General features: G+C 48.2%; 22 protein-coding genes. 11 read left to right on the top strand and 11 right to left on the bottom strand.

The genetic code is table 11. The annotated features are described in order from the left end of the window. Nucleotides 1-71 precede the first annotated feature (71 nt). From ACMYSL_RS07985 to ACMYSL_RS07975, 3 genes are all read left to right on the top strand, one after another. Nucleotides 72-1,250 carry an MFS transporter gene (locus ACMYSL_RS07985; RefSeq protein WP_434663980.1) on the top strand — a complete coding sequence of 393 codons (1,179 nt, stop codon included), beginning with the start codon at nt 72-74 and terminating at the stop codon, nt 1,248-1,250. Between the two features lie 477 nt (nt 1,251-1,727). Next, a complete protein-coding gene (locus ACMYSL_RS07980; RefSeq protein ID WP_110272129.1) occupies nt 1,728-2,105 on the top strand; it encodes a hypothetical protein in 378 nt (125 codons plus the stop codon). Nucleotides 2,106-2,125: 20 nt separating this feature from the next. Then, complete coding sequence (locus ACMYSL_RS07975; RefSeq protein ID WP_434662115.1) at nt 2,126-3,694, top strand: hypothetical protein; 1,569 nt, start codon at nt 2,126-2,128, stop codon at nt 3,692-3,694. 255 nt (nt 3,695-3,949) lie between these two features. Here ACMYSL_RS07975 and ACMYSL_RS07970 read toward each other — a convergent pair whose 3' ends face one another. Then, on the bottom strand, nt 3,950-4,423 hold the full coding sequence (locus ACMYSL_RS07970) for a hypothetical protein (protein ID WP_434662114.1): 474 nt from the start codon (nt 4,421-4,423) through the stop codon (nt 3,950-3,952). Beyond that, nucleotides 4,407-5,198 carry a winged helix-turn-helix domain-containing protein gene (locus ACMYSL_RS07965; protein ID WP_434662112.1) on the bottom strand — a complete coding sequence of 264 codons (792 nt, stop codon included), beginning with the start codon at nt 5,196-5,198 and terminating at the stop codon, nt 4,407-4,409. The genes ACMYSL_RS07970 and ACMYSL_RS07965 overlap by 17 nt, the downstream gene beginning before the upstream one ends. 517 nt (nt 5,199-5,715) lie before the next feature. Between ACMYSL_RS07965 and ACMYSL_RS07960 the strand changes: the two genes are divergently transcribed. From ACMYSL_RS07960 to ACMYSL_RS07930, 7 genes are all read left to right on the top strand, one after another. Then, the gene (locus ACMYSL_RS07960; RefSeq protein WP_434662110.1) at nt 5,716-6,153 is read left to right on the top strand and encodes a hypothetical protein; all 438 of its coding nucleotides are present in this window, start codon (nt 5,716-5,718) and stop codon (nt 6,151-6,153) included. Nucleotides 6,154-6,325: 172 nt separating this feature from the next. Further along, entirely contained in the window at nt 6,326-6,886 is a 561-nt protein-coding gene (locus ACMYSL_RS07955; RefSeq protein ID WP_182240323.1) for a fimbrial protein, read from the top strand. Nucleotides 6,887-6,935: 49 nt separating this feature from the next. Next, nucleotides 6,936-7,667, top strand: coding sequence for a fimbrial biogenesis chaperone (locus ACMYSL_RS07950; RefSeq protein WP_304252653.1), 732 nt, complete (start codon nt 6,936-6,938; stop codon nt 7,665-7,667). A 46-nt stretch (nt 7,668-7,713) separates the two neighbouring features. Continuing rightward, the gene (locus tag ACMYSL_RS07945) at nt 7,714-10,248 is read left to right on the top strand and encodes a fimbria/pilus outer membrane usher protein (protein ID WP_434662108.1); all 2,535 of its coding nucleotides are present in this window, start codon (nt 7,714-7,716) and stop codon (nt 10,246-10,248) included. Between the two features lie 107 nt (nt 10,249-10,355). Next, the gene (locus ACMYSL_RS07940) at nt 10,356-11,057 is read left to right on the top strand and encodes a helix-turn-helix transcriptional regulator (protein ID WP_434662106.1); all 702 of its coding nucleotides are present in this window, start codon (nt 10,356-10,358) and stop codon (nt 11,055-11,057) included. A gap of 18 nt (nt 11,058-11,075) precedes the next feature. Then, nucleotides 11,076-12,248, top strand: a complete 1,173-nt coding sequence (locus tag ACMYSL_RS07935) for a fimbrial protein (protein WP_434662105.1) — start codon at nt 11,076-11,078, stop codon at nt 12,246-12,248. 41 nt (nt 12,249-12,289) lie between these two features. Continuing rightward, on the top strand, nt 12,290-13,060 hold the full coding sequence (locus tag ACMYSL_RS07930) for a fimbrial biogenesis chaperone (protein ID WP_228727513.1): 771 nt from the start codon (nt 12,290-12,292) through the stop codon (nt 13,058-13,060). A 162-nt stretch (nt 13,061-13,222) separates the two neighbouring features. Here ACMYSL_RS07930 and guaA read toward each other — a convergent pair whose 3' ends face one another. Both guaA and guaB read right to left on the bottom strand, forming a co-directional pair. Further along, nucleotides 13,223-14,800, bottom strand: coding sequence for a glutamine-hydrolyzing GMP synthase (guaA, locus tag ACMYSL_RS07925; protein ID WP_110272118.1), 1,578 nt, complete (start codon nt 14,798-14,800; stop codon nt 13,223-13,225). 68 nt (nt 14,801-14,868) lie between these two features. Continuing rightward, the gene (gene guaB, locus ACMYSL_RS07920; protein ID WP_110272117.1) at nt 14,869-16,335 is read right to left on the bottom strand and encodes an IMP dehydrogenase; all 1,467 of its coding nucleotides are present in this window, start codon (nt 16,333-16,335) and stop codon (nt 14,869-14,871) included. A 158-nt stretch (nt 16,336-16,493) separates the two neighbouring features. On the opposite strand from guaB, the gene xseA reads away from it, so the two are divergent. Next, nucleotides 16,494-17,864, top strand: coding sequence for an exodeoxyribonuclease VII large subunit (xseA, locus tag ACMYSL_RS07915; RefSeq protein WP_434662103.1), 1,371 nt, complete (start codon nt 16,494-16,496; stop codon nt 17,862-17,864). Between the two features lie 6 nt (nt 17,865-17,870). On the opposite strand, the gene ACMYSL_RS07910 is transcribed toward xseA, so the two are convergent. From ACMYSL_RS07910 to hisS, 7 genes are all read right to left on the bottom strand, one after another. Further along, a complete protein-coding gene (locus tag ACMYSL_RS07910; RefSeq protein ID WP_434662101.1) occupies nt 17,871-18,089 on the bottom strand; it encodes a zinc ribbon domain-containing protein in 219 nt (72 codons plus the stop codon). A gap of 138 nt (nt 18,090-18,227) precedes the next feature. Continuing rightward, entirely contained in the window at nt 18,228-18,617 is a 390-nt protein-coding gene (locus tag ACMYSL_RS07905; RefSeq protein ID WP_434662099.1) for a cell envelope integrity TolA C-terminal domain-containing protein, read from the bottom strand. A gap of 62 nt (nt 18,618-18,679) precedes the next feature. Continuing rightward, a complete protein-coding gene (locus tag ACMYSL_RS07900; protein ID WP_434662098.1) occupies nt 18,680-19,057 on the bottom strand; it encodes a TonB family protein in 378 nt (125 codons plus the stop codon). A 158-nt stretch (nt 19,058-19,215) separates the two neighbouring features. Beyond that, a complete protein-coding gene (gene der, locus ACMYSL_RS07895) occupies nt 19,216-20,694 on the bottom strand; it encodes a ribosome biogenesis GTPase Der (RefSeq protein WP_434662096.1) in 1,479 nt (492 codons plus the stop codon). Nucleotides 20,695-20,809: 115 nt separating this feature from the next. Further along, nucleotides 20,810-21,988: an outer membrane protein assembly factor BamB gene (gene bamB / locus ACMYSL_RS07890; RefSeq protein ID WP_434662094.1), complete on the bottom strand. Its 1,179-nt coding sequence runs from the start codon at nt 21,986-21,988 to the stop codon at nt 20,810-20,812. A 10-nt stretch (nt 21,989-21,998) separates the two neighbouring features. Further along, the gene (locus tag ACMYSL_RS07885; protein ID WP_112215472.1) at nt 21,999-22,619 is read right to left on the bottom strand and encodes a YfgM family protein; all 621 of its coding nucleotides are present in this window, start codon (nt 22,617-22,619) and stop codon (nt 21,999-22,001) included. A gap of 34 nt (nt 22,620-22,653) precedes the next feature. After that, the gene (gene hisS, locus ACMYSL_RS07880) at nt 22,654-23,928 is read right to left on the bottom strand and encodes a histidine--tRNA ligase (RefSeq protein WP_182207542.1); all 1,275 of its coding nucleotides are present in this window, start codon (nt 23,926-23,928) and stop codon (nt 22,654-22,656) included. Between the last annotated feature and the right edge of the window lie 37 nt (nt 23,929-23,965).

Raw genomic sequence — 23,965 nt, 5'->3', positions numbered from 1 at the left:
AACGAAGTGGCCTGCCTGCACAATGGCTTGCAGGGTATGCTGCCGACAACAGCGTAACAGAATGGAAGATGATGAAAACACCTGAAAAATCACTCTCCGCGCCAGGCTTTGTCACCCTTGCCGCCGGATGCAATCAACTGATCAACTGGGGGATATCGTTTTATATGCCCGGGACTTTCGCCAGAGCTATTGCCCTGGACACCAACTGGGCCGCAACGCAAATCTACCTGGGCCTGACTATTGCGATGTTGATGATGGCGCTAACCTCTCCGTTTATCGCCCGACTACTGGCCCGCTTTGGCGGCCAACGGGTGGTTATCTCCGGCACGTTGATGATCTCAACGGGTTGCCTCATCATGGCAAAAATTCACGGCCTGACGAGCTGGTTCGCCGCCTGGATATTGACAGGTATCGGCATGCGACTGGCGCTGTACGACACGATGTTCGCTGCGCTGGTGAATCTTTACGGACAGCGTGCCAGGCTAACTATCTCACGCGTGACTCTGGCCGGAGGATTGGCCTCGGCTCTTTTCTGGCCATTCGGAACATGGCTACTGACGCAGATGGACTGGCGGCATGCTCTGCAGATCTACGCCCTTTTTGGTCTGGTTAGTGCCGTGCTGTTGTGGACTATGCCGAATCATAAACTCCCCTCGCCAATACGGAAAAAACCACACAATCCGATTTCCCGCCACGATCGGCGCCCGGCTCTGCTGTATGCATCTCTCATTGCGCTGGTCACCTTTGTCTCCAACGGCACTTCAACACACTTACCGGAGTTTATTGCCAGCTACGGACTTCCTGTTGCTGTGGGAATGCTGTGGGGGATTGGGCAAACCGGTGCTCGCTTTCTTGAAGTGGCATCCGGTTCAGCATTAACACCATTAAGGCTAACGCTGCTGACAACCTCACTGATGCCGCTCTGTTTTGCGCTTGGCCTGAGTGGGCCTTATCTGGCCTGGGCGGCCGGAGGATTTGTTCTGGGCTATGGCGCAATCAACGGTTTGACAACCGTATTTAAAGCAACGCTGCCGTTACAGCTTTTTTCCGCCGAGGATTATGCCCATCGCACTGGCATTCTGTTGATTCCCGCCCAGGTGCTGGCAGCCATATCGCCGTTTGCCTATGCGTGGCTTAATCATCATCTTGGAATTCAGGGAAGCTTAACGGTTTCCGCTGCGCTGGCGCTGATGGTGGCAGGGTTGGCAATACTGATTGTGCTTAATCAACACTGGAATGACCGAAAATAGTTGAGCAAAGCGTCGGCTATGGGGAGTTATTCTGGCTGGTATGTACATGATATCGGAGTGTCTATTCAATCAACAGTCTTGCCATATCGATACTCCACATAACAAAATAAATATATAAAAAAGCACTATTTAATGCGGGTGAATATATTATTAATTTCCACCCCCATTACGCAGGAGTTTTTAATTATATTAAAAAACAATTCTGAATCATAGCATCTCATTAGAGAATAAAAAATATTAAATAGCTAAAAATAATCAACAGGCAATGTTACATAAAGTAAAATAATCTGATTTTTTCCCAACCGTTAGTCTCCACTCTGATAGGAAAAGAAAATAAATCCTTTTATAACAACCATTTAAAATCACAATCATTATTTCTGTTTTTTATTACTCACCACCGTCATCTTTAAACCTATAGTACATATATTTCTTTTTTGATACTTTACGCCAATTGGTGATTAAGTCCTGGAGGACACATTGAAAAAGCTTTCTATTACTATAATTTTACTCTCAACACTCTTCTTACAAGGGTGTACAAAGTCAATTAAAAAAAGCCCTGAAAAGTTGAGTGAACAACCGCCAAAAATGTTGAAATTTCAGCGTTGTATTACTGATGCTAAAACTTTATCCCAGTTAGATAATAAATATGAAAAAGACACCAAAGAACTGTATGCCTTAGTCAATAATGCGAAATTTTATGCATCGATAGCAGATGAGTCTTCTACAAACGTGAGCTCAACCATAACTCCATTTTTTGACTATAAATTAAACGAGATCTGTAATGGTTTATCTATCATGTTAATTGAAGAGTTTCAAAAAAATACTATCACAGCCATTAGCAAAGCCAGGCCCTGAGAAAGGATTTTTAATTTCACATGATAAGATTGAAAAAACTAACAATAGCTTCATTATTGATCTGCATTGCACTAAACAAAACAGCATCAGCTGAAGATAGTGAATTCATTAATGCGATTAAAAACCTCAACTTACAAAGCGTTGATATGAACGACCCCGTAGAATCAGCGGGTAATCTATCGCAAAAAAATAAAAATGAAGATATTGAAAATAATAAGTTAGAACAAAAAAATAAAAAACTTCAATTAAAATATGAAAAATTATTAGGCTCGTACAATGAGATGATATTGAAAGGTGAGTCTGAAAGTGCAGAAGCGCCGAAAAAAATGATCTCCACTCTCACTACTGAAAGGGATAAGCTAAACTCCGAAGCGACGGCTCTGCGTAAACAGCTTGCCGATGTTTCCTCAGAACTTGCTTCTTTACGTAAGCACAAAGAACAGTCCATCGCCACTCAGAAGAATGAGTTAAGCACCCTCGGCCAGGAAAACGCTCGTCTGGTTGCTGAAGCTGAAGTCACCCGCAAACAGCTCGCCGAAGCGACCTCACAGCTGGCAGACCTGCGCAAACAGAGTGAGTTCTCCGTCGCCAGTCAGAAAAAAGAGCTGGGCACTCTAACTCAGGAAAATACCCGTCTGGCCAGCGAATCAGAAACGACGCGTAAACAACTTGCCGAGGCCGACTCGCAGCTGGCAGATCTGCGTAAACAGAGTGAACTCTCCGTCGCCAGTCAGAAAAAAGAGCTGAGCATCCTAACTCAGGAAAATACCCGCCTGGCCAGCGAATCAGAAACGACGCGTAAACAACTTGCCGATGCCATCTCACAGCTAGCAGACCTCCGCAAACAGAGTGAACTCTCCATCGCCAGTCAGAAAAAAGATCTGGAGACTCTCACTCAGGAAAATACCCGCCTGGTCAGAGAATCCGAGACTGCGCGGATACAACTTAGCGATACCACCGCTAAGATGACAAAACTTGAGCAAAACGCGAAACAGTCTGAAATTTCAAAAAATGATTTATTGAAGACAACCAAAGGGAAAAATTCTTACTCTTTAGGTGTTTTTTATTATGATAAAATTAATGCCGAATTTGAAAAAATCATTAAAAACAACATTGAACTGACTCCTTCTATGATGATTGCTGGTGTAAATGATGCATTCAGCAAATCACTCAAAATGAAGAAAGATAACATAATGGAAAATGTTATAAAAATAGATCGAATCGTTCAAAGCGTTAATAGCGACTATGCAAAAAAAATACTTAAAGTAATCAGTAAAAAGAAATATGAGGTACTGTCGAATGGCTCATTTTTAGTGACTGACAAGTTAAGCTCAAAAAAATACAATGAAAATGAGATCGTAAAATTCGATATGTTAGAGAAAACCCTAAATGGCAAACCTATACTTAACACAATGAATACCAAGGTTAACTTTAACCAAATTACTGATCCATTACTCAGAAAGGTTATCTCGGATGGCGGCAAGGGAGGTATCATGACTCTTTATGGAAAAGCAGATATTTTATATAAAAATATCCCAGAAAATATCCCAGAGGATAGTCTAATCTCTATAAGCTTTATATTAAAGTAGACACATCTGATGTGTAAAGTAATCTTTGATAGGCCACAAGACCATAAGAAATAATTTTTATTAGTTAATGATATAAACGGCTGGGCAAGTTTATCTACTATCCCTGACCAGCCGTTTTAAATTTTCATCGTCAATGATATTTTCGCACCAGTATTTATTAACTATAGTTAAACTAATTGGTACTAAGCCTAAATATTTTCCGCTAACGCTCCTCAGTCATTGCATTAATACACTTTCACGTCAATATATTTTACACTAGTGTTTCAAACAAAATAGCAATGGCATATTCCCACTGGCGATAATATAATTCTCTTTTAATGAATAAATATAAAAAAACGAACTTACTCCTTCTTTGATGAGTACATCTGAAAAAAATTTACCAAGTATGTCTGAGTTATTTAACTGTTTAGATGAAATTGAGACGTTGAGTGAATTAAAATCATATGAAAAATTATTCTTTTCAACTTCAAAGTAAGTTCTCAATTTAAAAAAAGATACTTTATCCTGACTGTCAGAAATACGACCATCAATCATCAGCATACCATGCTCGCCATTAATAACAAGACTACCTTTAGAAACCAAAAAATACCCATCGCTGGTTGCTGAATATTCAGCATCACATCTAAAATGCTTGTCACTATAGTTAATATAAAAAAGCACCAGCACAGGAATGATTAGTACTGCAATAAGCGCAATAATAATTAAATTTTTACTATTTTTTAAATACATTTCCGCCTCTCAAGGTCATAGCCTCACATTTTACAGGTGCCGAATTAATGGCTCTATCACATAAAATAACCGAGATATTTGGAGAATACGGCAGTATCGTAACATAAATATACGATCGGTAATGACATTTCAAAAACGAAAAATTCAAGTCAGATAATCGAGATTTATCATTTTGTGGGGATAGGAAAAAATTACACGTACTCCCAGGGATTAAAATAGGACCTCTATATCCTTCAAAGAAAGCGTACCCTCTTGTTTTCACTGTATAGATTTCGAAAGTTAAAATCCCAGAAAAAATAACAGCAATAATTATAAAGGTCATCAGCTTTAGACGAACAAGCTTTCCTTTTATATTATTCAGTAACTCGCTAGTGTGTCTATCCTCGCTTGCCTTGCTCATTTCCTTCTCTGGATGAACATCTGGAAAATCTTGCATTTTTGCTAAAACAGATACTGCAGGGTTAAACCTGAAACCTTTCCGAGTTTCAGTAAGAATGTAATCAGTTTCATTTGCACATATCTCTCTTAATGCACGGCGAATGACAGATATGCTCTGATACAAAGTATTAGGGGAGGGAATAACCCCACTACCTTGCCAGGCATATTCATACAGCTCGCTTTGCAATACCAAAGTCTTCCTTAAGATCAGCAATTCCAGACATCGGGCTGCAGGTCCTGTTAATTGCACTCTTTTACTGTCATCAGACATATCAGATAAAAGTTTTTTTTCTGGCCAGAAGACGACTGAGTCATTTAACACATATATATTTTGCATACAAACCACCAACATCAATAAATCAATATTTAAACAATATAATTACAATATTCGCAACAAAGCTTACATTATACATATAAAACCTTCACTAAGATTATATAAGACAAAATCGCACTTTTCACATATAGGCACAACATATTGATTTAAAATGATTTTTTGAAGGCACAATAAAATTTAAAAAATCATTCATTTTTTTTATTTATGAGTCAGATTGTTAGATTAAATAGGCTTAATTTTCCCATCAAGGCACCTATAATTGATTCACGCCAAAAATGAGGTATAAAAATATCTTACCTGGGTATTAACTACTCAGTATCTAAAGAAGGGTTTAGCTAATGAAGTAAAAATCATTTTGTAGATATAAAAACCAGAAAACACAAGAAAACCAGGCTTTAAATCTGTAAGTTAAAGGTTATGAAGTCGTTAATCATCATATATATGTCTGATTGATTAAACAATTTTAGTATATAAAATGCCACAGCATTGATAAGGCAAATGCCAAAGGAGATCATTTTCGATGACGCAGAACCCAAGAAGATTAGATCATCACCTTTATGGGTATTGCATTGGGGACAATCTTGAGTTTCGGATTTCACCTGCCTTATTAGTAAATACACTGACAGGCATTAGTATTCGGCTGCGACCAACCATGGCCCGACTGCTTTCTTACATCTTAAATCACTCAAATGAAAAAATGATCGAAGATGAAAAAATTATGCGTGATGTTTTTGAGAACTATGGGTTGAAATGTAATAAGCAGCGACTATGGCAGGCAATTAACTCCTTAAAAAAAACCTTAGTAAAATGTGGGTTTAGCCGTTTTATTATATACCGCGTAAATAACAATGGCTTTTTAGTTTCTAACGTCAGAATTGGTATGTTGTTATGCTACTCACTAAACAGTAATCATATAGAGAAGTCTGAAACTAAAAAAAAACATGAGAATGATTTTTAGTATCCAGAAATAGACACAAAAAACTCAACGAGAATTGCCACAATAGGATCTATTGAAGGCCGGATTTTCGCTTAGCTATTTTCTCTAAGAGAAACACAGTACTCATGATGCTGGGACGATGTATTTCGTCGAAATCATGTAAAACCAAAAGTAATCAATTAAGGATAATGTAATGAAAAAGTCAGTTGTTAGTACCTCAATTTTTGCTGTGTTCGCCCTTGCTGCATTTTCTACTCAGGCTGCTTCGACGGGAACCATTACTTTTAACGGTGAACTGACCGACACAACCTGCGAAGTGGACATCAACGGACAGGGCTCTGACGCCACCGTCATCCTGCCGACCGTCGGCGTGAACCAGCTGACCGCCAGCGGCGACACCACCGGCCGTACTTCCTTCAACATGAATATCTCCGACTGCGTCATCGGCACCGAAGGCGGTCACTCTAAAGTTGCGGCGTTCTTCCAGCCGGGTAACACCGTTGACCTGAGCACCGGTCATCTGAAAAACGTTGGCGGCAGCGCCACTAACGTTGACCTGCGCCTGCTGGATGCGTCCAACAGCTATGCACCGATTAACGTCGGTAACACCGACCAGGTTAACGGCATGGCTTATGTCGATATCAATGCCGATGGTACCGCACTGCTGCCGTATGCCGTTGAGTACTTCGCCAATGCCCAGACCACGCCGGGCACCGTCACCAGCAGCGTCGTTTATAACCTGCAGTACAAGTAATAAGGAATTTCAGGGGGAGTCACTCCCCCTGTCACTCAGGAGCACCTCAATGATACCATCAACCATTATCCGGAAACTCTCAAAATTAGCCTGTATCGCGGCGGCAGCTGTGGTATGGCAATCCCACGCCAGCGTTATTGTTAACGGGACGCGTGTGATATACAACGGACAGGAAAAGGAAGTGTCTGTCCGGCTCACCAATACCGGCACGCTTCCGGTTCTGGTTCAGAGCTGGATCGATGATGGTGATATGAATGCAAAGCCCGATCGTATCCGTGCGCCTTTTACCCTGACGCCACCAATTAACCGTATTAATGCGGATAAAAGCCAGACCCTCAGGCTCAATTATACCGGTTCACCAGCCCTGCCACAAAATAAGGAATCTGTGTACTGGCTGAATCTGCTGGAAGTACCGGCAGCCAAAAAAGATGACAGCGTCAATAAACTGAATGTTGCTTTCCGTACGCGCATAAAGCTTTTTTACCGGCCCGCCGGTCTCGCCGATAAAGCGAAAGTGACCGAAGCAGCGGAAAAAATCAGGTGGTCCATCTCCGGCGGAAAACTGACGGCCACCAATTCATCGCCCTATTTTATTTCGCTGGTCTCGGTGTCCTTTAAAAATGCGGGCAGCAGTGGCTCCATTGAAGGGGAAATGGTCCCGCCGATGGGCAGCTATACCTTTAATTTGCCAGCATCAGTACGCGCCGGTGCGGGCTCATTATTAACGTATGAATATGTGAATGACTGGGGTGCACTCAGGAAAGTCGAATACACGTTATAAGCCATTTATATATTTTTTACCGCTTCAGTTTTGAGGGAATAAAATTATGCGTCTTCATTTTGGATATTCATTGATTGCCATCGCGGTGATGGCGGCCATTATGGCCCCGCAGCAGGTCGTTGCAACACCGCTGTCTCAGTCTCCCGTGAATGAAGACAATCTTACTTTTGACCCTGTTTTTCTGAACACCTCCGGTGAGGAAAAGATTGACTTATCACGCTTTGAGAATGGCGGTTCTGCCACGCCGGGAACCTGGTCAACGGATATTTTTGTGAACGGTGAATCCGTCACCCAAGGACCGGTTTTATTTGCCGAGCAGGCGGACAAAAAAGTGCGTCCCTGTATTACTGCTGATTTGATTAAAAATCTGAATTTAAATTTCGATAAAGTCCCGGCGTCATTTAGCGCAGCGCTCAGGGAAAACCGTCAGTGCTACAGTCTTGAAGAATTATTACCCGGAGTCAGCATCATCTATGACTCCTCCACCCAGCGGCTGGATTTTGAAATCCCGCAGGCGTTGCTGCGTAATACTGCCCGGGGGTATGTTAGTCCGGCGTTATGGGATACCGGCATTCCGGCCGCCTTACTGGGCTATAACGCCAGCACTTATACCACCCGCTCACACGGAAGAGATTACACCTCATCCTATATTGGCCTTAATGGCGGGCTGAACATTGGCGGCTGGTACTTCAGGCACGATGGTAACTACAGCCGGCAGCAGGGCAATGGCGGCCAGTATCAGTCCATCAATAATTATGTCCAGAGAGATATCTCGTCCATCCTTGGCCGTGTTCTGCTGGGCGAAACCTCCACAGGTGGACAGCTTTTTGACACGCTGCCCTTTCGCGGCGTTGAGCTGGTCAGCGACGACAGGATGTTGCCGCAGTCCCGCCGGGGATATGCGCCGGATATCCGGGGTATCGCGCGTACCAACGCCAGAGTCACCGTACGCCAGAACGACCGCATTATCTATGAAACCACCGTGCCGCCCGGGGCCTTCGTGATTGAAGATTTGTACCCCACCGGTTATGGCGGCAACCTGGACGTCAAGGTGACGGAAGCCGATGGCAGCGTGCAGAGCTTCCAGGTGCCTTACGCTTCGGTGACCCAGCTTTTGCGTCCCGGGGCTCACCGCTATGACGTGGTGGCTGGACGGCTGAACGACCCCAGTCTTTCCTTTGACCCGACGCTGTATCAGGCGACCTATCAGCGTGGACTGTCGAATATCCTGACCGGCTACGCCGGTATTCAGGGAAGCGGCGCTGCGTATTATGCGGTGCAGTTAGGCATGGCTATCAGTACGGCGATAGGTGCGTTCTCTGTCGATGTCACCCAGGCGCGCGTGCACCTGAATACCACTGAGGAAACGGCGAACAGCGGCCAGAGCTACCAGATCAGCTACAGCAAGTATCTGCCGGATACGGACAGTAACCTGACTATCGCTGCGTACCGGTTCTCGACGTCGGGTTATTACGATTTCCAGACCGCAATGCGCGCGATTGATGAAGAGAAACGCGGCGGCCTGGCTTCCGGCATATGGCGCCCTAAAAACCGGCTGAATATTACCATGAACCAGGGGCTGGGCCCCGGATGGGGACAGGTGTATGTCACCGGTTATACGCAGGATTACTGGAACAATAACAAATCCGATATCCAGTACCAGATGGGGTACAGCAATAACCTCGGCCGGGTGAACTATAACCTCAGCGCCGGGCGCGTCAGAAACTACAGCGGGAAAATGGAAAATAACTTTCTGCTGAACATTTCCACCCCGCTGGGCGGATACGATAAGAAGCATGTGCCAATGCTGACCGCCAGTCTGAACAAAAGCGGCAACGGCCGCATGGGTGAACAGCTGGGCCTTTCCGGCACCTACGGGGAGGACAACCAGTATAACTACGGTCTGACGGCCGCCAATTATAACCAGGGCACCGGCAGCAGCATGACCGCAAGCGGCGGCTGGCGGACGCCTTACAGCCATCTGACGGCCAGCTATGGCACCGGTCAGCATTACCAGAACACCAGCCTGGCGGCCAGCGGGACGGTGATCGCCTGGCAGAATGGCGTGGTGGCCACGCCTTATACGGGTGATACCTTTGCCGTTGTCGAGGCGAAGGATGCGAAGGGAGCCAAAGTTGGTGGCTATCCGGGGCTGAAAATTGACGGCTTCGGGCACGCCGCGATTCCGTATCTGACGCCGTATGAAATGAACGAAGTCAGTATCGATCCGAAAGGGCTATCACAGGATATTGAACTCAGCAATACCACCGAGAAAGTCGCTCCGCACTGGGGAGCGGTCAGTAAGGTTGTCTTTAATACCCGTAAAGGGATACCGCTGCTGATTAACGCGCAGAATGCGAAAGGCGAACCGTTACCGTTCGGTGCAGAGGTGTTTGATGCCACAGGCGCTAATGTCGGCAGCGTCGGGCAGATGGGGCAGATATATGCGTTGACGGAAGCCGCCTCCGGCCAACTGACTGTGAAGTGGGGCAGCCAGCCTGGTGAGCAGTGTAAAATGACTTATCGGGTTAAGGATGAGGCGCAGTCAGGTTTCAGAAAGTTGGCCGAAATATGCAAATAAAAGAAATTAAAAACTAGCACGACTTTTTACGTTTTATTTTCAGGGCGTCTGATTCTTTCGTTCGCCATGAATGTTCGTCATTTTAATTTCCGGAAATAGATAATACTATGCAAAAAAGCACTTTCTCTCAGCATACTGACGTCACTATTCTGACCCTAAACGTCTATCTTGAACACGCCTTAACTTCGTTAGTTGCGGAGTACTCAGGGCCTGATAATGATATTCACCCGCCCCTCCAAGAAGAATCTTTTGTGAAAGATGCGTCCGTATTCAAGATCGCATTAATTGACGTCGAATACATTTACACCCAAAGGGATGCCTGGTATAAAATATACAAATCCATCATCAGTGCGGATTATTATGCGTTTATTTCGTTAACCGATCTAAACTTTTTCCGACTCCCGTCCCTGTCCGTTCGGGGGCCTGTCAGTAAAATAAAGAAAAGTCTGCTACAGCTTGTTAGAAACTCCCTGCAGAAGAAACACGACTTAACAAGAAACAACCCGTTATCATCCCTGAGTTATTCTGAAAAGGAGATTTTTTTCTTTTTAATCTCCGGGTACAGCATCAATGATATTTTCTTATGTCTTGGTAAGAGTAGGAAAACAATATATCAGTCAAGAACCAGCCTGATGAAGAAAATGAAGTTGGGCAACAAAAAGGATTTGCATATGATGCTGAAATTTTGTGAATTTATTGAATACTACACATTCAAGGAAAGCACCCGTGCAACAGGAGACAGTGCATACGTGGTTAAAAACCAGACACTGCCGTTATTCGCACATGCTGTTGAAAATAAAATGTACTGATAACACCGAGGTTTTCACATGAAACTGTCACGCAATCTGACCCAATTCACTAAAACAAAAAAAGGCACGATACACTATTTGTTTATCGGTCTAGCCTGCTTGTTCTCGTCACAGGCTCAGGCGCTTAATTGTGAATTTTCGAAACTTTTTACCGATAACGTTTCAATTCCTGTCGTTGGTCTCGGAATATCCACCGCTGGTGAAGACGTGCCAGTAGGGAAGGTACTATATAGTCAACGATATTTTATTTCTCCTAAAACGACATCTTTAGAATGCACAGTTGGTACAGAGGACTTAGGTAATACACCATATACAATGAACGCCTACGCAACGGTAGCGGTTGTTAGCACGCCTTCAGGCCCAGCAAATCGTGTTGATGGAAAAGATGTATTTCCGACTAACGTTCCCGGGATTGGCGCAATTATTTATACATCAGGTTCAAATATAGAGGTCAGCACTTTTCCTGATACCTGGGAACGTACATTTTCGATAAATTATGGTACGACGTCACAAGGTTTAGGCCAATTAAGTATTGTCAAGATAGAACTTATAAAAACAGGGCCTATCCAAGCAGGGACACAGCAAGTCCAGGGGGCATCATTACCTTCATTTCAGTTTACCTCTGGCTCAAACTCCCCTATTCCCATGAGCAATGTTTTTGTCAATCTTAATTTCGTGGGCTCCACAACGGTGCATACAAAAACCTGTCAGTTGGCAACGTCAAATATTGACGTGAATCTTGGCAACCATGCGGTCGGCGATTTTACCAGCCCGGGAACGGTTACCGAATGGAAAGATTTTGATATCATCCTGCAAGGCTGCCCACCTTTTTATGGTTATGGTAACTATAACTATAACGAAAACACGGGCAGACTTACCGGCTCCAATGCCGAAAACGTTATCTCCATCGGATTTCAAAGCGCCAACGGCGTTATTGAAGGCAACCCTTCACTGGCCAAACTGGATGGCGGTATCAATGCGGCCACCGGGGTCGGCATTGAATTATCGCAAAGAAATATATCTGGCAGTATACCGCTGGATGGTTCCGGTGGGTTTAATCTACCCAATCTTTTGCAGGAAGATAACGCCACCTATATCATTCCGCTCAAAGCTCGCTATGTGCAGTCTGATACAAACGTCACAGCAGGGCCCGCAAACGGCTCTGTCGTTTTTACGATCACCTATCTGTGACTGCGGGTTTATAGAATACCGTCATTTTATATGTCAATGAATTGATTGACTGGCTTATTAAACATCCGGCCTGTCTGACCGGCGGGCTGAAAAGGGAGAAATATACGATGCCCCGAAGCATATTTTACAGCCATATTGCCGTAGCGATAGTTGCATTTTCTATGGTGTCCTCGGCTTTCGCGGATATCGTCATCACCGGTACGCGCTTCGTCTATCAGGAAAAAGAACGCGAAGTGACGGTAAAAATTGATAATGTCGGCGAGAAACCCGCACTGGCACAGGTATGGATAGATGCGGGCGATCCCAATGCCACGCCGGAGACGGCCAAAGCGCCCTTTACGATCACCCCTCCGATTAACCGCATCAACGGAGGGAAAGGCCAGACGCTGCGCATGATTTATACCGGAGAATCATTGCCCGCTAATAAAGAGTCTTTATTCTGGCTAAACGTGCTGGAAATTCCGGCGACGAAAAAAGACAATAAAAACCAGCTGAAAATGGCGGTTCGTTCAAGAATTAAAATTTTTTACCGTCCTCAGGGATTAACCGGCAGCGCTAACCAGGCTGGAAAATCAATCATCTGGAAAAAGGTCAACGGTGGAGTTGAAGGATCTAATCCCACGCCATACTTTGTCTCATTGGCTAATATCACTGAGGATAAAGATGGGAAAATTGTCGTGGCCAATGGAGGCATGATTGCTCCAGGAGAAAAGAGCGTTTTTCCCATGAAGAAGCACCTTGAGACGATTTATCCATCCTATATTAGTGATGAAGGAGCTATTAATTCCTTAGCACAGCAGGTCATCCCCTAATATTAAGGCCTGTTATGGCTCACCAGTGACCAGCAAAAATGCACGCTTATCTTCTAGCTTCACGAGTACATCCCTTTCCAACTCCATAAAAAATGCCATCAATGACGTAAAAATCATTAATGGCATTATTTCATTCAATTAAATCAATGTGTTAAATAAAATTTATTCCCACTCAATGGTCGCTGGCGGCTTACCGCTGATGTCATACACCACGCGGGAAATACCGTTGACTTCATTGATGATACGGTTAGACACGCGGCCTAAGAAGTCGTACGGCAGATGCGCCCAGTGCGCGGTCATAAAGTCGATAGTTTCGACAGCACGCAGGGAAACCACCCAGTCGTACTTACGGCCATCGCCCATCACGCCAACGGAGCGAACCGGCAGGAACACGGTGAATGCCTGGCTTACTTTGTTGTACAGGTCAGCTTTGTGCAGCTCTTCGATGAAGATGGCATCAGCGCGACGCAGCAGGTCGCAGTACTCTTTCTTCACTTCGCCCAGCACGCGCACGCCGAGGCCCGGCCCCGGGAACGGGTGGCGATACAGCATGTCGTACGGCAGGCCCAGTTCGAGACCAATCTTACGTACTTCATCTTTGAACAGCTCACGCAGCGGTTCAACGAGGCCCATTTTCATCTCTTTCGGCAGGCCGCCCACATTGTGGTGAGATTTAATGACGTGTGCTTTACCGGTTGCTGATGCGGCAGACTCGATGACGTCAGGGTAGATAGTCCCTTGCGCCAGCCATTTAACATCTTCCAGCTTCAGCGCTTCTTCGTCGAACACTTCAACGAACACGCGACCGATGATTTTACGTTTTGCTTCCGGGTCATTTTCGCCTTTCAGCGCGCTCAGGAAACGTTCTTCGCCTTCAACATGAACGATGTTCAGGCCGAAACGATCGCCGAACATGTCCATCACCTGCTGAGCTTCGTTCAGGCGCAGCAGGCCGTTATCAACGAATACGCAGGTCAGGTTTTTACCAATAGCGCGGTGTAACAGCATCGCGGTGACAGAAGAGTCAACGCCGCCGGACAGACCGAGGATCACTTTATCGTCGCCAACCTGCTGACGGATGCGCTCGATGGCATCTTCGATAATTTTTGCCGACGTCCACAGCGCTTCACACTGGCAGATCTCAAGCACAAAGCGCTCAAGCATACGCAAACCCTGACGGGTGTGAGTCACTTCCGGGTGGAACTGCACGCCGTAGAAACGCTTCTCTTCGTTAGCCATAATGGCAAACGGGCAGGTTTCGGTGCTGGCTACGGTGACGAAATCAGACGGGATGGCGGTCACTTTATCGCCGTGGCTCATCCAGACGTCCAGCATAGCCTTGCCATCTGCGCTCAGCGCATCTTCAATGCCGTGGATCAGCGCGCTATCGGTCTGAACTTCAACCTGCGCATAGCCAAATTCGCGCTCATTAGAGGCTTCAACGTGGCCGCCCAGCTGCATCGCCATGGTCTGCATGCCGTAGCACACGCCAAATACCGGTACGCCAGCTTCAAACACATACTGCGGCGCGCGCGGACTGTTATTTTCAGTGGTACTTTCCGGGCCGCCGGAAAGAATAATGCCGTTAGGGTTGAACTCACGAATTTGAGCTTCAGTGACGTCCCATGCCCACAGTTCGCAATAGACACCTAATTCACGAACGCGACGCGCCACCAGTTGGGTGTACTGAGAACCGAAGTCCAGAATAAGAATACGATGTTTATGAATGTTATCCGTCATTGACGATAATTCCGAGGCAAGTGATACAGGTTAAATAAATCGCCCGGCGCATGGCCGGGCGAAGAAAATCAGGAGCCCATGCGGTAGTTAGGCGATTCCTTGGTGATCGTCACGTCGTGAACGTGGCTCTCCTGGATACCCGCGCCGCTGATGCGCACGAATTCCGCTTTGGTCCGTAGGGTGTCGATGGTACCACAACCGGTCAGACCCATACAGGAGCGCAAGCCGCCCATCTGCTGGTGAATGATCTCTTTCAGGCGACCTTTATAAGCGACGCGACCTTCGATACCTTCCGGTACCAGTTTGTCGGCGGCGTTATCGGTCTGGAAGTAGCGGTCGGAAGACCCTTTGGACATCGCGCCAAGGGAACCCATACCGCGGTAAGATTTGTAGGAACGACCCTGATAGAGTTCGATTTCGCCCGGAGACTCTTCGGTACCGGCCAACATGGAGCCAACCATCACGGCAGCAGCGCCTGCGGCAATCGCTTTGGCGATATCGCCAGAGAAACGGATTCCGCCGTCAGCAATAACCGGAATACCGGTGCCTTCCAGCGCTTCAACCGCGTCAGAAACGGCGGTAATCTGCGGAACGCCCACGCCGGTCACGATACGAGTCGTACAGATGGAACCTGGGCCGATACCCACTTTGACCGCGCTGCAGCCCGCTTCCGCCAGGGCACGTGCGCCTGCGCCGGTAGCCACGTTACCGCCGATGATTTGCAGGTCAGGATATTTGGCACGCGTATCACGGATACGCTGCAGCACGCCTTCAGAATGACCATGGGAAGAGTCGATCAGCAGAATGTCAACGCCCGCGGCAACCAGCGCATCAACACGCTCTTCGTTGCCTGCACCCGCACCAACCGCCGCGCCTACGCGCAGGCGACCATGCTCATCTTTACAGGAGTTTGGCTTACGTTCTGCTTTCTGGAAGTCTTTAACGGTGATCATGCCGCGCAGATGGAAGCTATCGTCCACAACCAGCGCTTTCTCAACACGCTTTTCGTGCATTTTGGCAAGCACTACTTCGCGGGTTTCACCTTCACGCACGGTGACCAGGCGCTCTTTCGGCGTCATATAAACGCTGACTGGCTGGTTCATGTCAGTAACGAAACGCACGTCACGACCGGTGATGATACCAACCAATTCATTGTCTTCAGTTACTACCGGATAACCGGCAAAACCGTTGCGTTCGGTCAGCTCTTTGACTTCACGCAGAGTGGTCGTCGGCAGGACAGTCTGCGGGTCGGAAACCACGCCGGATTCATGTTTTTTCACGCGCTTAACTTCTTCAGCCTGGCGCTCAATGGACATGTTTTTATGAATAAAGCCGATGCCGCCTTCCTGTGCCAGGGCAATCGCCAGACGCGCTTCAGTCACGGTATCCATTGCAGCGGAAAGCATAGGAATGTTCAGACGAATGGTTTTCGTCAGTTGAGTGCTGAGATCGGCGGTATTTGGCAAAACGGTTGAATGTGCTGGAACGAGGAGGACGTCGTCAAACGTCAGGGCTTCTTTAGCGATACGTAGCATGGGCAATATCTCGACCTGGGTGGATAAATATTGCCGTGGCATTATACAGAGCGTAACCGATTGCATCTACCCTTTTTTGCAAATAATACTTGCGCTCCCCTCTCAGCAGGTTACTATCGACTGAATAACCTGCTGATTTAGAATTTGATCTTGCTCACATGTTGCCATCTCAATCCCCCTCAATTTACACGGTTAGCCGCCTAAACCAGTCGGTTCGTTTGGTGCTGGAACGTGAAATGGGTCAGGTGTGGATTAGCGGCGAGATCTCGAATTTCAGCCAGCCCTCTTCAGGTCACTGGTACTTCACTTTAAAAGACGATAACGCCCAGGTTCGCTGCGCGATGTTCCGCAACAGCAACCGCCGCGTGACGTTTCGTCCGCAGCATGGGCAACAGGTGTTGGTTCGCGCCAACATTACGTTGTATGAACCGCGCGGTGATTATCAAATCATCGTCGAAAGCATGCAGCCTGCGGGTGAAGGCCTGCTTCAGCAGAAATATGAACAGCTTAAGGCAGCATTGGCTGCGGAAGGACTGTTCGATCAACAGCATAAACAAGCACTCCCCGCTCCAGCACACTGTGTCGGCGTCATTACGTCGAAAACCGGGGCCGCGCTGCACGATATTTTACACGTGCTCAAACGTCGCGACCCTTCCCTGCCGGTGATTATCTACCCGACCGCCGTTCAGGGCGATGATGCGCCAGGACAAATCGTTCGCGCCATTGAGCTTGCCAACGCACGTAATGAATGCGATGTGTTAATTGTTGGGCGCGGAGGCGGTTCACTGGAAGATTTGTGGAGCTTTAACGACGAGCGGGTAGCCCGGGCTATTTTTGCCAGTCGTCTTCCAGTAGTCAGCGCTGTGGGTCATGAAACCGATGTGACTATTGCTGATTTTGTCGCCGACCTGCGCGCGCCAACGCCTTCCGCAGCCGCAGAGATTGTCAGCCGTAATCAGCAGGAGCTATTGCGCCAGCTACAATCAGGACAGCAACGTCTGGAGATGGCGATGGACTACTTCCTTGCCAACCGGCATCGTCGCTTTACCCAGATTTTTCATCGCCTGCAGCAACAGCATCCCCAGCTACGCCTGGCCCGTCAGCAAACAGAGCTGGAAAGATTGCGTCAGCGCATGCGTTTCGCTCTTGAGACGCAGATAAAACGCGCCGACCAGCGCCAGCAGCGCGCCACGCAACGACTGAATCAACAAAACCCACAGCCGCGTATTCATCGCGCCCAGAGCCGTATTCAGCAACTGGAATACCGGCTGGCGGAAAACATCCGCGCCCGTTTAAGCGATCAGCGCGAGCGCTTCGGTAATATGGTGACTCACCTGGAAGCCGTCAGCCCACTGGCCACTCTTGCTCGCGGCTATAGCGTAACGTCCTCCAGCGACGGCAAAGTCCTGAAGCAAACCAAACAGGTACAAGAGGGGGATTTACTCACTACCCGCCTCAACGACGGCTGGGTAGAGAGCGAGGTAAAAACGGTGACATCCGTGAAGAAAACCCGGGCGAAGAAAAAGTAACATCGATTACTCTACAGCCACCCACTCCACGCGTTTTTTCGAAATCAGCCCGTGTCCGTTCTGGCAAAAATAATCTACCGCGCCACAAGCTTTTAAAACTTCCAGCGGCTTGTGGCAGTCTGGGCAGCGAGCTTCCACAACATAATCTTTTGCACAACGATCGCAGTGGGCGCTATTAGCCTGAATATCAAGCTGCGCGTGGCAGACGGGGCAATTAAATTCCATGGTGACTCCTGACGACGTTTATATTCCATCATTTTATCACGTTTGCAGCGAGTGGGGACCGAGCAGCTGTTGTTGCAACTGGAGGAGCATTAATAACAAACAGGCTATCCGTCCACCGCCGAGCTACCGAGTTTCGTTTTATTCACCCTGCATGCTGAATCGCGACTGAGAAAACGCATCATAGATTTTCTCATTGGTAAACGGCGCAAAGGTAGCCCGTTTAGCGGCATCAACCAGCGCGGCACAATATTGTTTGTTACCTTCACTTGTTGTGATGCTATTCAGTTGTCCATCGTAGCTAAAACTCACGTGTATCCTGCATTTTTTGCCCGACCATCCGTAGCGATCGGGTAGCTGGGACTCTATAGACTCTTTAATCGCCCTCGCCTGCCTGCCATACTCATCTTTGTCAGTGAAACGCCCAGAACTGCAGTCCCCAAGCGCTGTTGTTTTATGGCAATCCGCAGGATGAAGCGGCGCACAGCCGCTGGTAAAGATGACCAAAATACCTATTATTATCTTTTTCATATCCCTGTTCCTGATTCCTTCCTTTAAATGATTCTCCAGACATTATTTCGGGTACATTATTTTTATCTAAAGGGGACTCCTCGGCTTTGAATGCTACCCAGCTGGTTTGGCGCTGGTACTTCTATGGAAGACGGCCCCGGCCTGAAGTTAATGGTAATAATATTATTCCTGGAGGGCTTCCCTTTAACATATCGCCATTTTTTCATGGCAGCCCTGACCTCGTTATCAAACATTCCGGAAGGGTCGGCGCTTAACAATTGAACGTTAGTGACAAGGCCATTATCGTCTACATCAAATTGCGCCTTAACCTGACCTGAGATCCCTTTTTTCTCAGCTTTAGCTGGATAAACAGGCTTAATACGAGGCTCTATGGGTTGTGATTCAGCGGCATACGTTATGGGGATAATAAACAATATCAGGAGAGCTAAAAATCTTTTCATTTTGACCTCATGTCATAGAAGTATTAATCCTGATTAATTTTTCGCACATTTATACGCCGGCCTCAAGTAGGTTTATTGTTAATCAGCGAGTTGGCGATCCCGAGAAATAAAAAAGCCCGACAGATGCGGGCTTTGGGGTCTTCATTCAGGCGAATAGCTTATTTGCTTTTCCTGATGTGCTTAATCAAGCGCTTACGTTTACGCATCTGGTTCGGCGTCAGGGTATTACGTTTATTAGCAAACGGGTTTTCCCCTTCTTTGAACTGGATACGAATCGGCGTACCCATCACTTCCAGCGATTTGCGGAAGTAGTTCATCAGATAGCGTTTGTAAGAATCCGGCAGGTCTTTAACCTGGTTACCGTGGATAACGACGATTGGCGGATTATAACCACCGGCATGAGCATATTTCAGCTTCACACGACGACCGCGTACCAGCGGCGGCTGATGATCCTCTGCCGCCATGGTCATAATACGGGTCAGCATCGCGGTACCCACACGACGGGTTGCGCTGTCATACGCTTCGCGTACGGATTCAAACAGGTTGCCTACGCCGCTACCGTGCAGTGCGGAGATAAAATGCACGCGAGCAAAGTCGATAAAGCCCAGACGGAAGTCCAGAGTTTCTTTAACCTGCTCTCTGACTTCCTGGCTCAGACCATCCCATTTGTTGACGACAATCACCAGCGAACGGCCGCTGTTGAGAATAAAGCCCAGCAGGGACAGATCCTGATCGGAAATACCTTCGCGGGCATCAATCACCAACATCACCACGTTGGCGTCTTCAATCGCCTGGAGGGTTTTGATAACTGAGAATTTCTCTACGACATCAGTGATTTTGCCGCGCTTACGCACGCCCGCGGTATCGATGAGTACGTATTCACGCTCATCGCGCTGCATCGGGATATAAATGCTGTCGCGAGTCGTGCCGGGCATATCGTAGACCACCACGCGGTCTTCACCCAGAATGCGGTTGGTGAGTGTTGACTTACCGACGTTCGGGCGACCGACAATTGCCAGTTTGATCGGCAGATCCTGCGGGTTAAAATCATCTTCCGGCTCTTCAATTTCTTCGCCGTTCTGCTCAGCTTCAAACTTTGCCCAATATTCTGCGTCTTCGTCCACTTCTTCTGGCGGGTTTACTTCGTCAACCCACGGCAACAGGACGTGCTCCAGCAAACTGGTCACACCGCGACCATGCGAAGCAGCAATCGGATAAATTTCACCCAAACCCAATGACCAGAAATCAGCAACTGCCTGATCGGCATCGATACCGTCAGTTTTGTTCGCCACCAGGAAGGTCGGTTTTTCACGAGAGCGCAGATGCTTGGCGATTGCTGAATCCGCAGGCATCAAGCCCGCGCGCGCATCGACCATAAACAGCACCACGTCCGCTTCTTCAATCGCCAGCAGCGATTGTTCTGCCATCCGCGTTTCTACACCCTCTTCGTTACCGTCGATCCCGCCGGTATCAATGCAGATAAATTCGCGACCTTCTACTTCAGCACGACCGTACTTACGGTCACGAGTCAGCCCCGGAAAATCCGCGACCAACGCATCACGAGTGCGCGTTAAACGGTTGAAAAGCGTGGATTTTCCAACATTAGGGCGCCCGACAAGCGCGACCACAGGTATCATGTTAAATGCCTCTTACAAAAATCGATACAACGTCGCTTTTCACGACGTTTCTAAAAAAGTCAAAACGGCCCCTGTCTGCCAGGGGCCGTTTCTCAAAAACAAACTACTGCTGTACTTAACGCGTAACTGCGTACAGCGTGCCGTCTTTGGCCTGAATCAGCAGTTTACCGTCGGCAACTACCGGGTCGGTCAGGAAGCCGGAGCTATCCATTTTCTGCTGGGCCACAAAGTGACCATCTTCCGGGTTGAGCCAGTGCATATAGCCTTCGCTATCGCCGACGACCAGATTTCCATTATACAACACCGGCGCAGTTAACAGGCGATGCAGTAGATCGCTTTGCGTCCACAGCGTCACACCACCGTCAGTGGTTAGCGCCAGCACACGGTCATTCTGGTCAACCAGGTAAATACGGTTGCCATCAACAATGAAATCGTTCACTGAACCCAGCTCGCGTTTCCACATAATCTGGCCGCTACGCAGATCCAGCGCCGTCAGGTTGCCGTTATAGGCCAGCGCATAAATGACGCCATTAACGATAACCGGAGTGGTATCGACGTCGTTAAGGCGGTCGATTTCAGTCGGGCCGGTCGCGGTAGAGATACGCTGCTGCCAAATCATCTGGCCCTGCTGCATCAGCACCGCGCTTACGCGACCGTTGTCACCACCAACAACGGCAGCACCATAGGCGGTAGCGGGAGCGGATTCACCACGCAGGGAGAGCGCTGGCATATCAAGGTTGACGGTCCATTTTACTGTACCATCAGCCTCGTTCAGAGCCTGCAACTGACCGTTGGTCGTATGAATCAGAACCATGCCGTCGCTCACCACCGGACGAGAAATGGCTTCACCTGCCACGCTCGCTTCCCACGCGACGGTGCCATCGCTGGTATTCAGCGCAAAGACTTTGGCTTTTTCACTACCGATATAAACATGACCGCCGGAAACGGTCACGCCGCCGGAAAGCAGTGCAGGCGCGCGGGAGAACCAGCCGTCTTTCTCTGCCAGGTTAACCGACCATACTTCTTTACCGTCACCTGAATTCAGAGCTTTAACGGTGCCTTTCCGATCGGCGGCATAGACAACGCCATCGGCAAACGCCGGGTGAAGATTAGAGTAAAATTCGCCGATACCGCCGCCAACTGAGGTGCTCCAGGACGTGGACGGCGTAAACTGGTTTTCCACCGTCGGCAATGGTGACATTTTCACCACATCTTCTTCGCTATTAAACAGCGAACAACCGCTCAATAAAGTAACGGAAAGCAGCCCTGGCAAAAGTAATTTACGCAATTGCATCGAGTCCCTCTCAGATGGACAAATTATTTATTTTCATACGCATCATTTCGCTGAGCGCCGGTGAAGCATCACTTTTCTCGCCCGCTTCCCAGGCCGCTTTAGCCCCTTGCTTATCGCCTTTACTCAGCAGGATCTCACCGCGCAAATCAGCGACAATTGAGGTCCAACCTTCGCCTTTAACGGCATCAAGGGTTTTTAACGCGGCATCAGGCTGCTTTAGCTGCAGCTGAACGCGAGCAAGACGCATATTGATAACCGATTTCAGGTTATCATCAGAAGCGGCTGTCAGCCCCTGCTGAAGCTGCTTTTCAGCGTTCTGCAGGTCGTTCTTATCGACAAACTGCTGCGCCAGCTCAAGAGACGCAAACGCACCATAGGTGTTTTTACTGTCAGCGGCAAATTTCTGCGCCGCGTTCAGTGCTTCTGGCTTATCCGATTTAAGCGCGGAAATCGCATTCTCATAGGCCAGAGACGAACCTCTGGCAGTGTCCAACTGATGGGATGTCCAGTAGCGCCAGCCAACCAGTGCGCCAACGCCCAAAACCACTCCGACGGCCAGCGCTTTGCCATTTTCGGCAAAGAAACGCTTCAGCGCATCGACCTGATCGTTTTCGTTATCGTAAGTTTCCACGCAGTCCTTCTCCTGACTAATGATTCCCGGGAGATTAACCCAGAAGTGTGCGCAAATGCGCGGCAACGCTATCCTGCGTTACGGTAGTTTGCTCACCTGAGCGTAAATCTTTCACTACCACGTTTCCGTCAGCGACTTCTGACTCACCCACCACCAGAGCAATACGAGCGCCCCATTTATCCGCACGGGCAAACTGCTTCTTGAAGTTGCCGCCGCCGTGGTTGGTCATCAGCTTAACGCCGGGTAACGCATCGCGAACCTGTTCAGCCAGACGCATAGCAGCAAACTGGGTATCGGTTCCGGAGGCTACCAGGTATATATCGACAACAGGATCTGCTTTAAATTCCGGATTTACTGCCTGGACCAGTAAAACCAGACGTTCCAGCCCCATAGCAAAACCCACGCCAGGGGTTGCGCGACCACCAAGTTGCTCAACCAGACCATCATAACGGCCCCCGGCACAAACAGTGCCCTGTGAACCAAGGCTGGTCGTTACCCACTCAAACACAGTGCGGTTGTAATAGTCGAGACCACGCACCAGGCGCTGGTTCACGGTATAGCTGATACCGGCGGCATCCAGCAGAGCGCACAACCCGGCGAAGTGCTCTTTAGACTCTTCGTCAAGATAGTCGCCAAGCGCTGGCGCGTCGTTCAGCAGCGCCTGTACGTCCGGGTTTTTGGAATCCAGTACGCGCAGCGGGTTGGTGTACATGCGGCGTTTACAGTCTTCATCAAGCTTATCTTTAAACTGCTCAAGGTAAGCCACCAGCGCATCGCGATAGTTGGCGCGAGCCTCCAGCGAACCGATGGAGTTCAGCTCCAGCGCAACATGGCTGGAGATACCGAGCTCACGCCACCAGCGAGCGGTCAGCATAATCAGTTCAGCATCAATATCCGGCCCCTGCAGACCGAACGCTTCCGCGCCAATCTGGTGGAACTGGCGATAGCGCCCTTTTTGCGGACGCTCATGGCGGAACATCGGCCCTATGTACCACAGGCGCTGTTCTTGATTGTACAGGAGACCATGTTCGATACCGGCGCGTACGCAGCCAGCCGTACCTTCCGGACGCAGCGTCAGGCTATCGCCATTGCGGTCCTCAAAGGTGTACATCTCTTTTTCAACCACGTCGGTGACTTCACCGATCGCGCGTTTGAATAACGGGGTCTGCTCTACAATCGGCATACGGATTTCGCTGTAACCGTAGCTACCGAGCACCTGCTTCAGTGTGCCTTCAATGCGCTGCCAGAGAGCGGTTTCGCCCGGCAGATAATCGTTCATGCCGCGGATGGCTTGAATGTTCTTTGCCACGTTTATTCTCTTTATATATACAAAAATGAACCCCGGC

Source organism: Klebsiella sp. MISC125, from assembly GCF_051131775.1.
In the GTDB taxonomy this organism is placed as follows: domain Bacteria; phylum Pseudomonadota; class Gammaproteobacteria; order Enterobacterales; family Enterobacteriaceae; genus Klebsiella.
The sequence above is the reverse complement of the archived record's forward strand: the minus strand, read 5'-3'. Positions and strand labels throughout refer to the sequence as shown.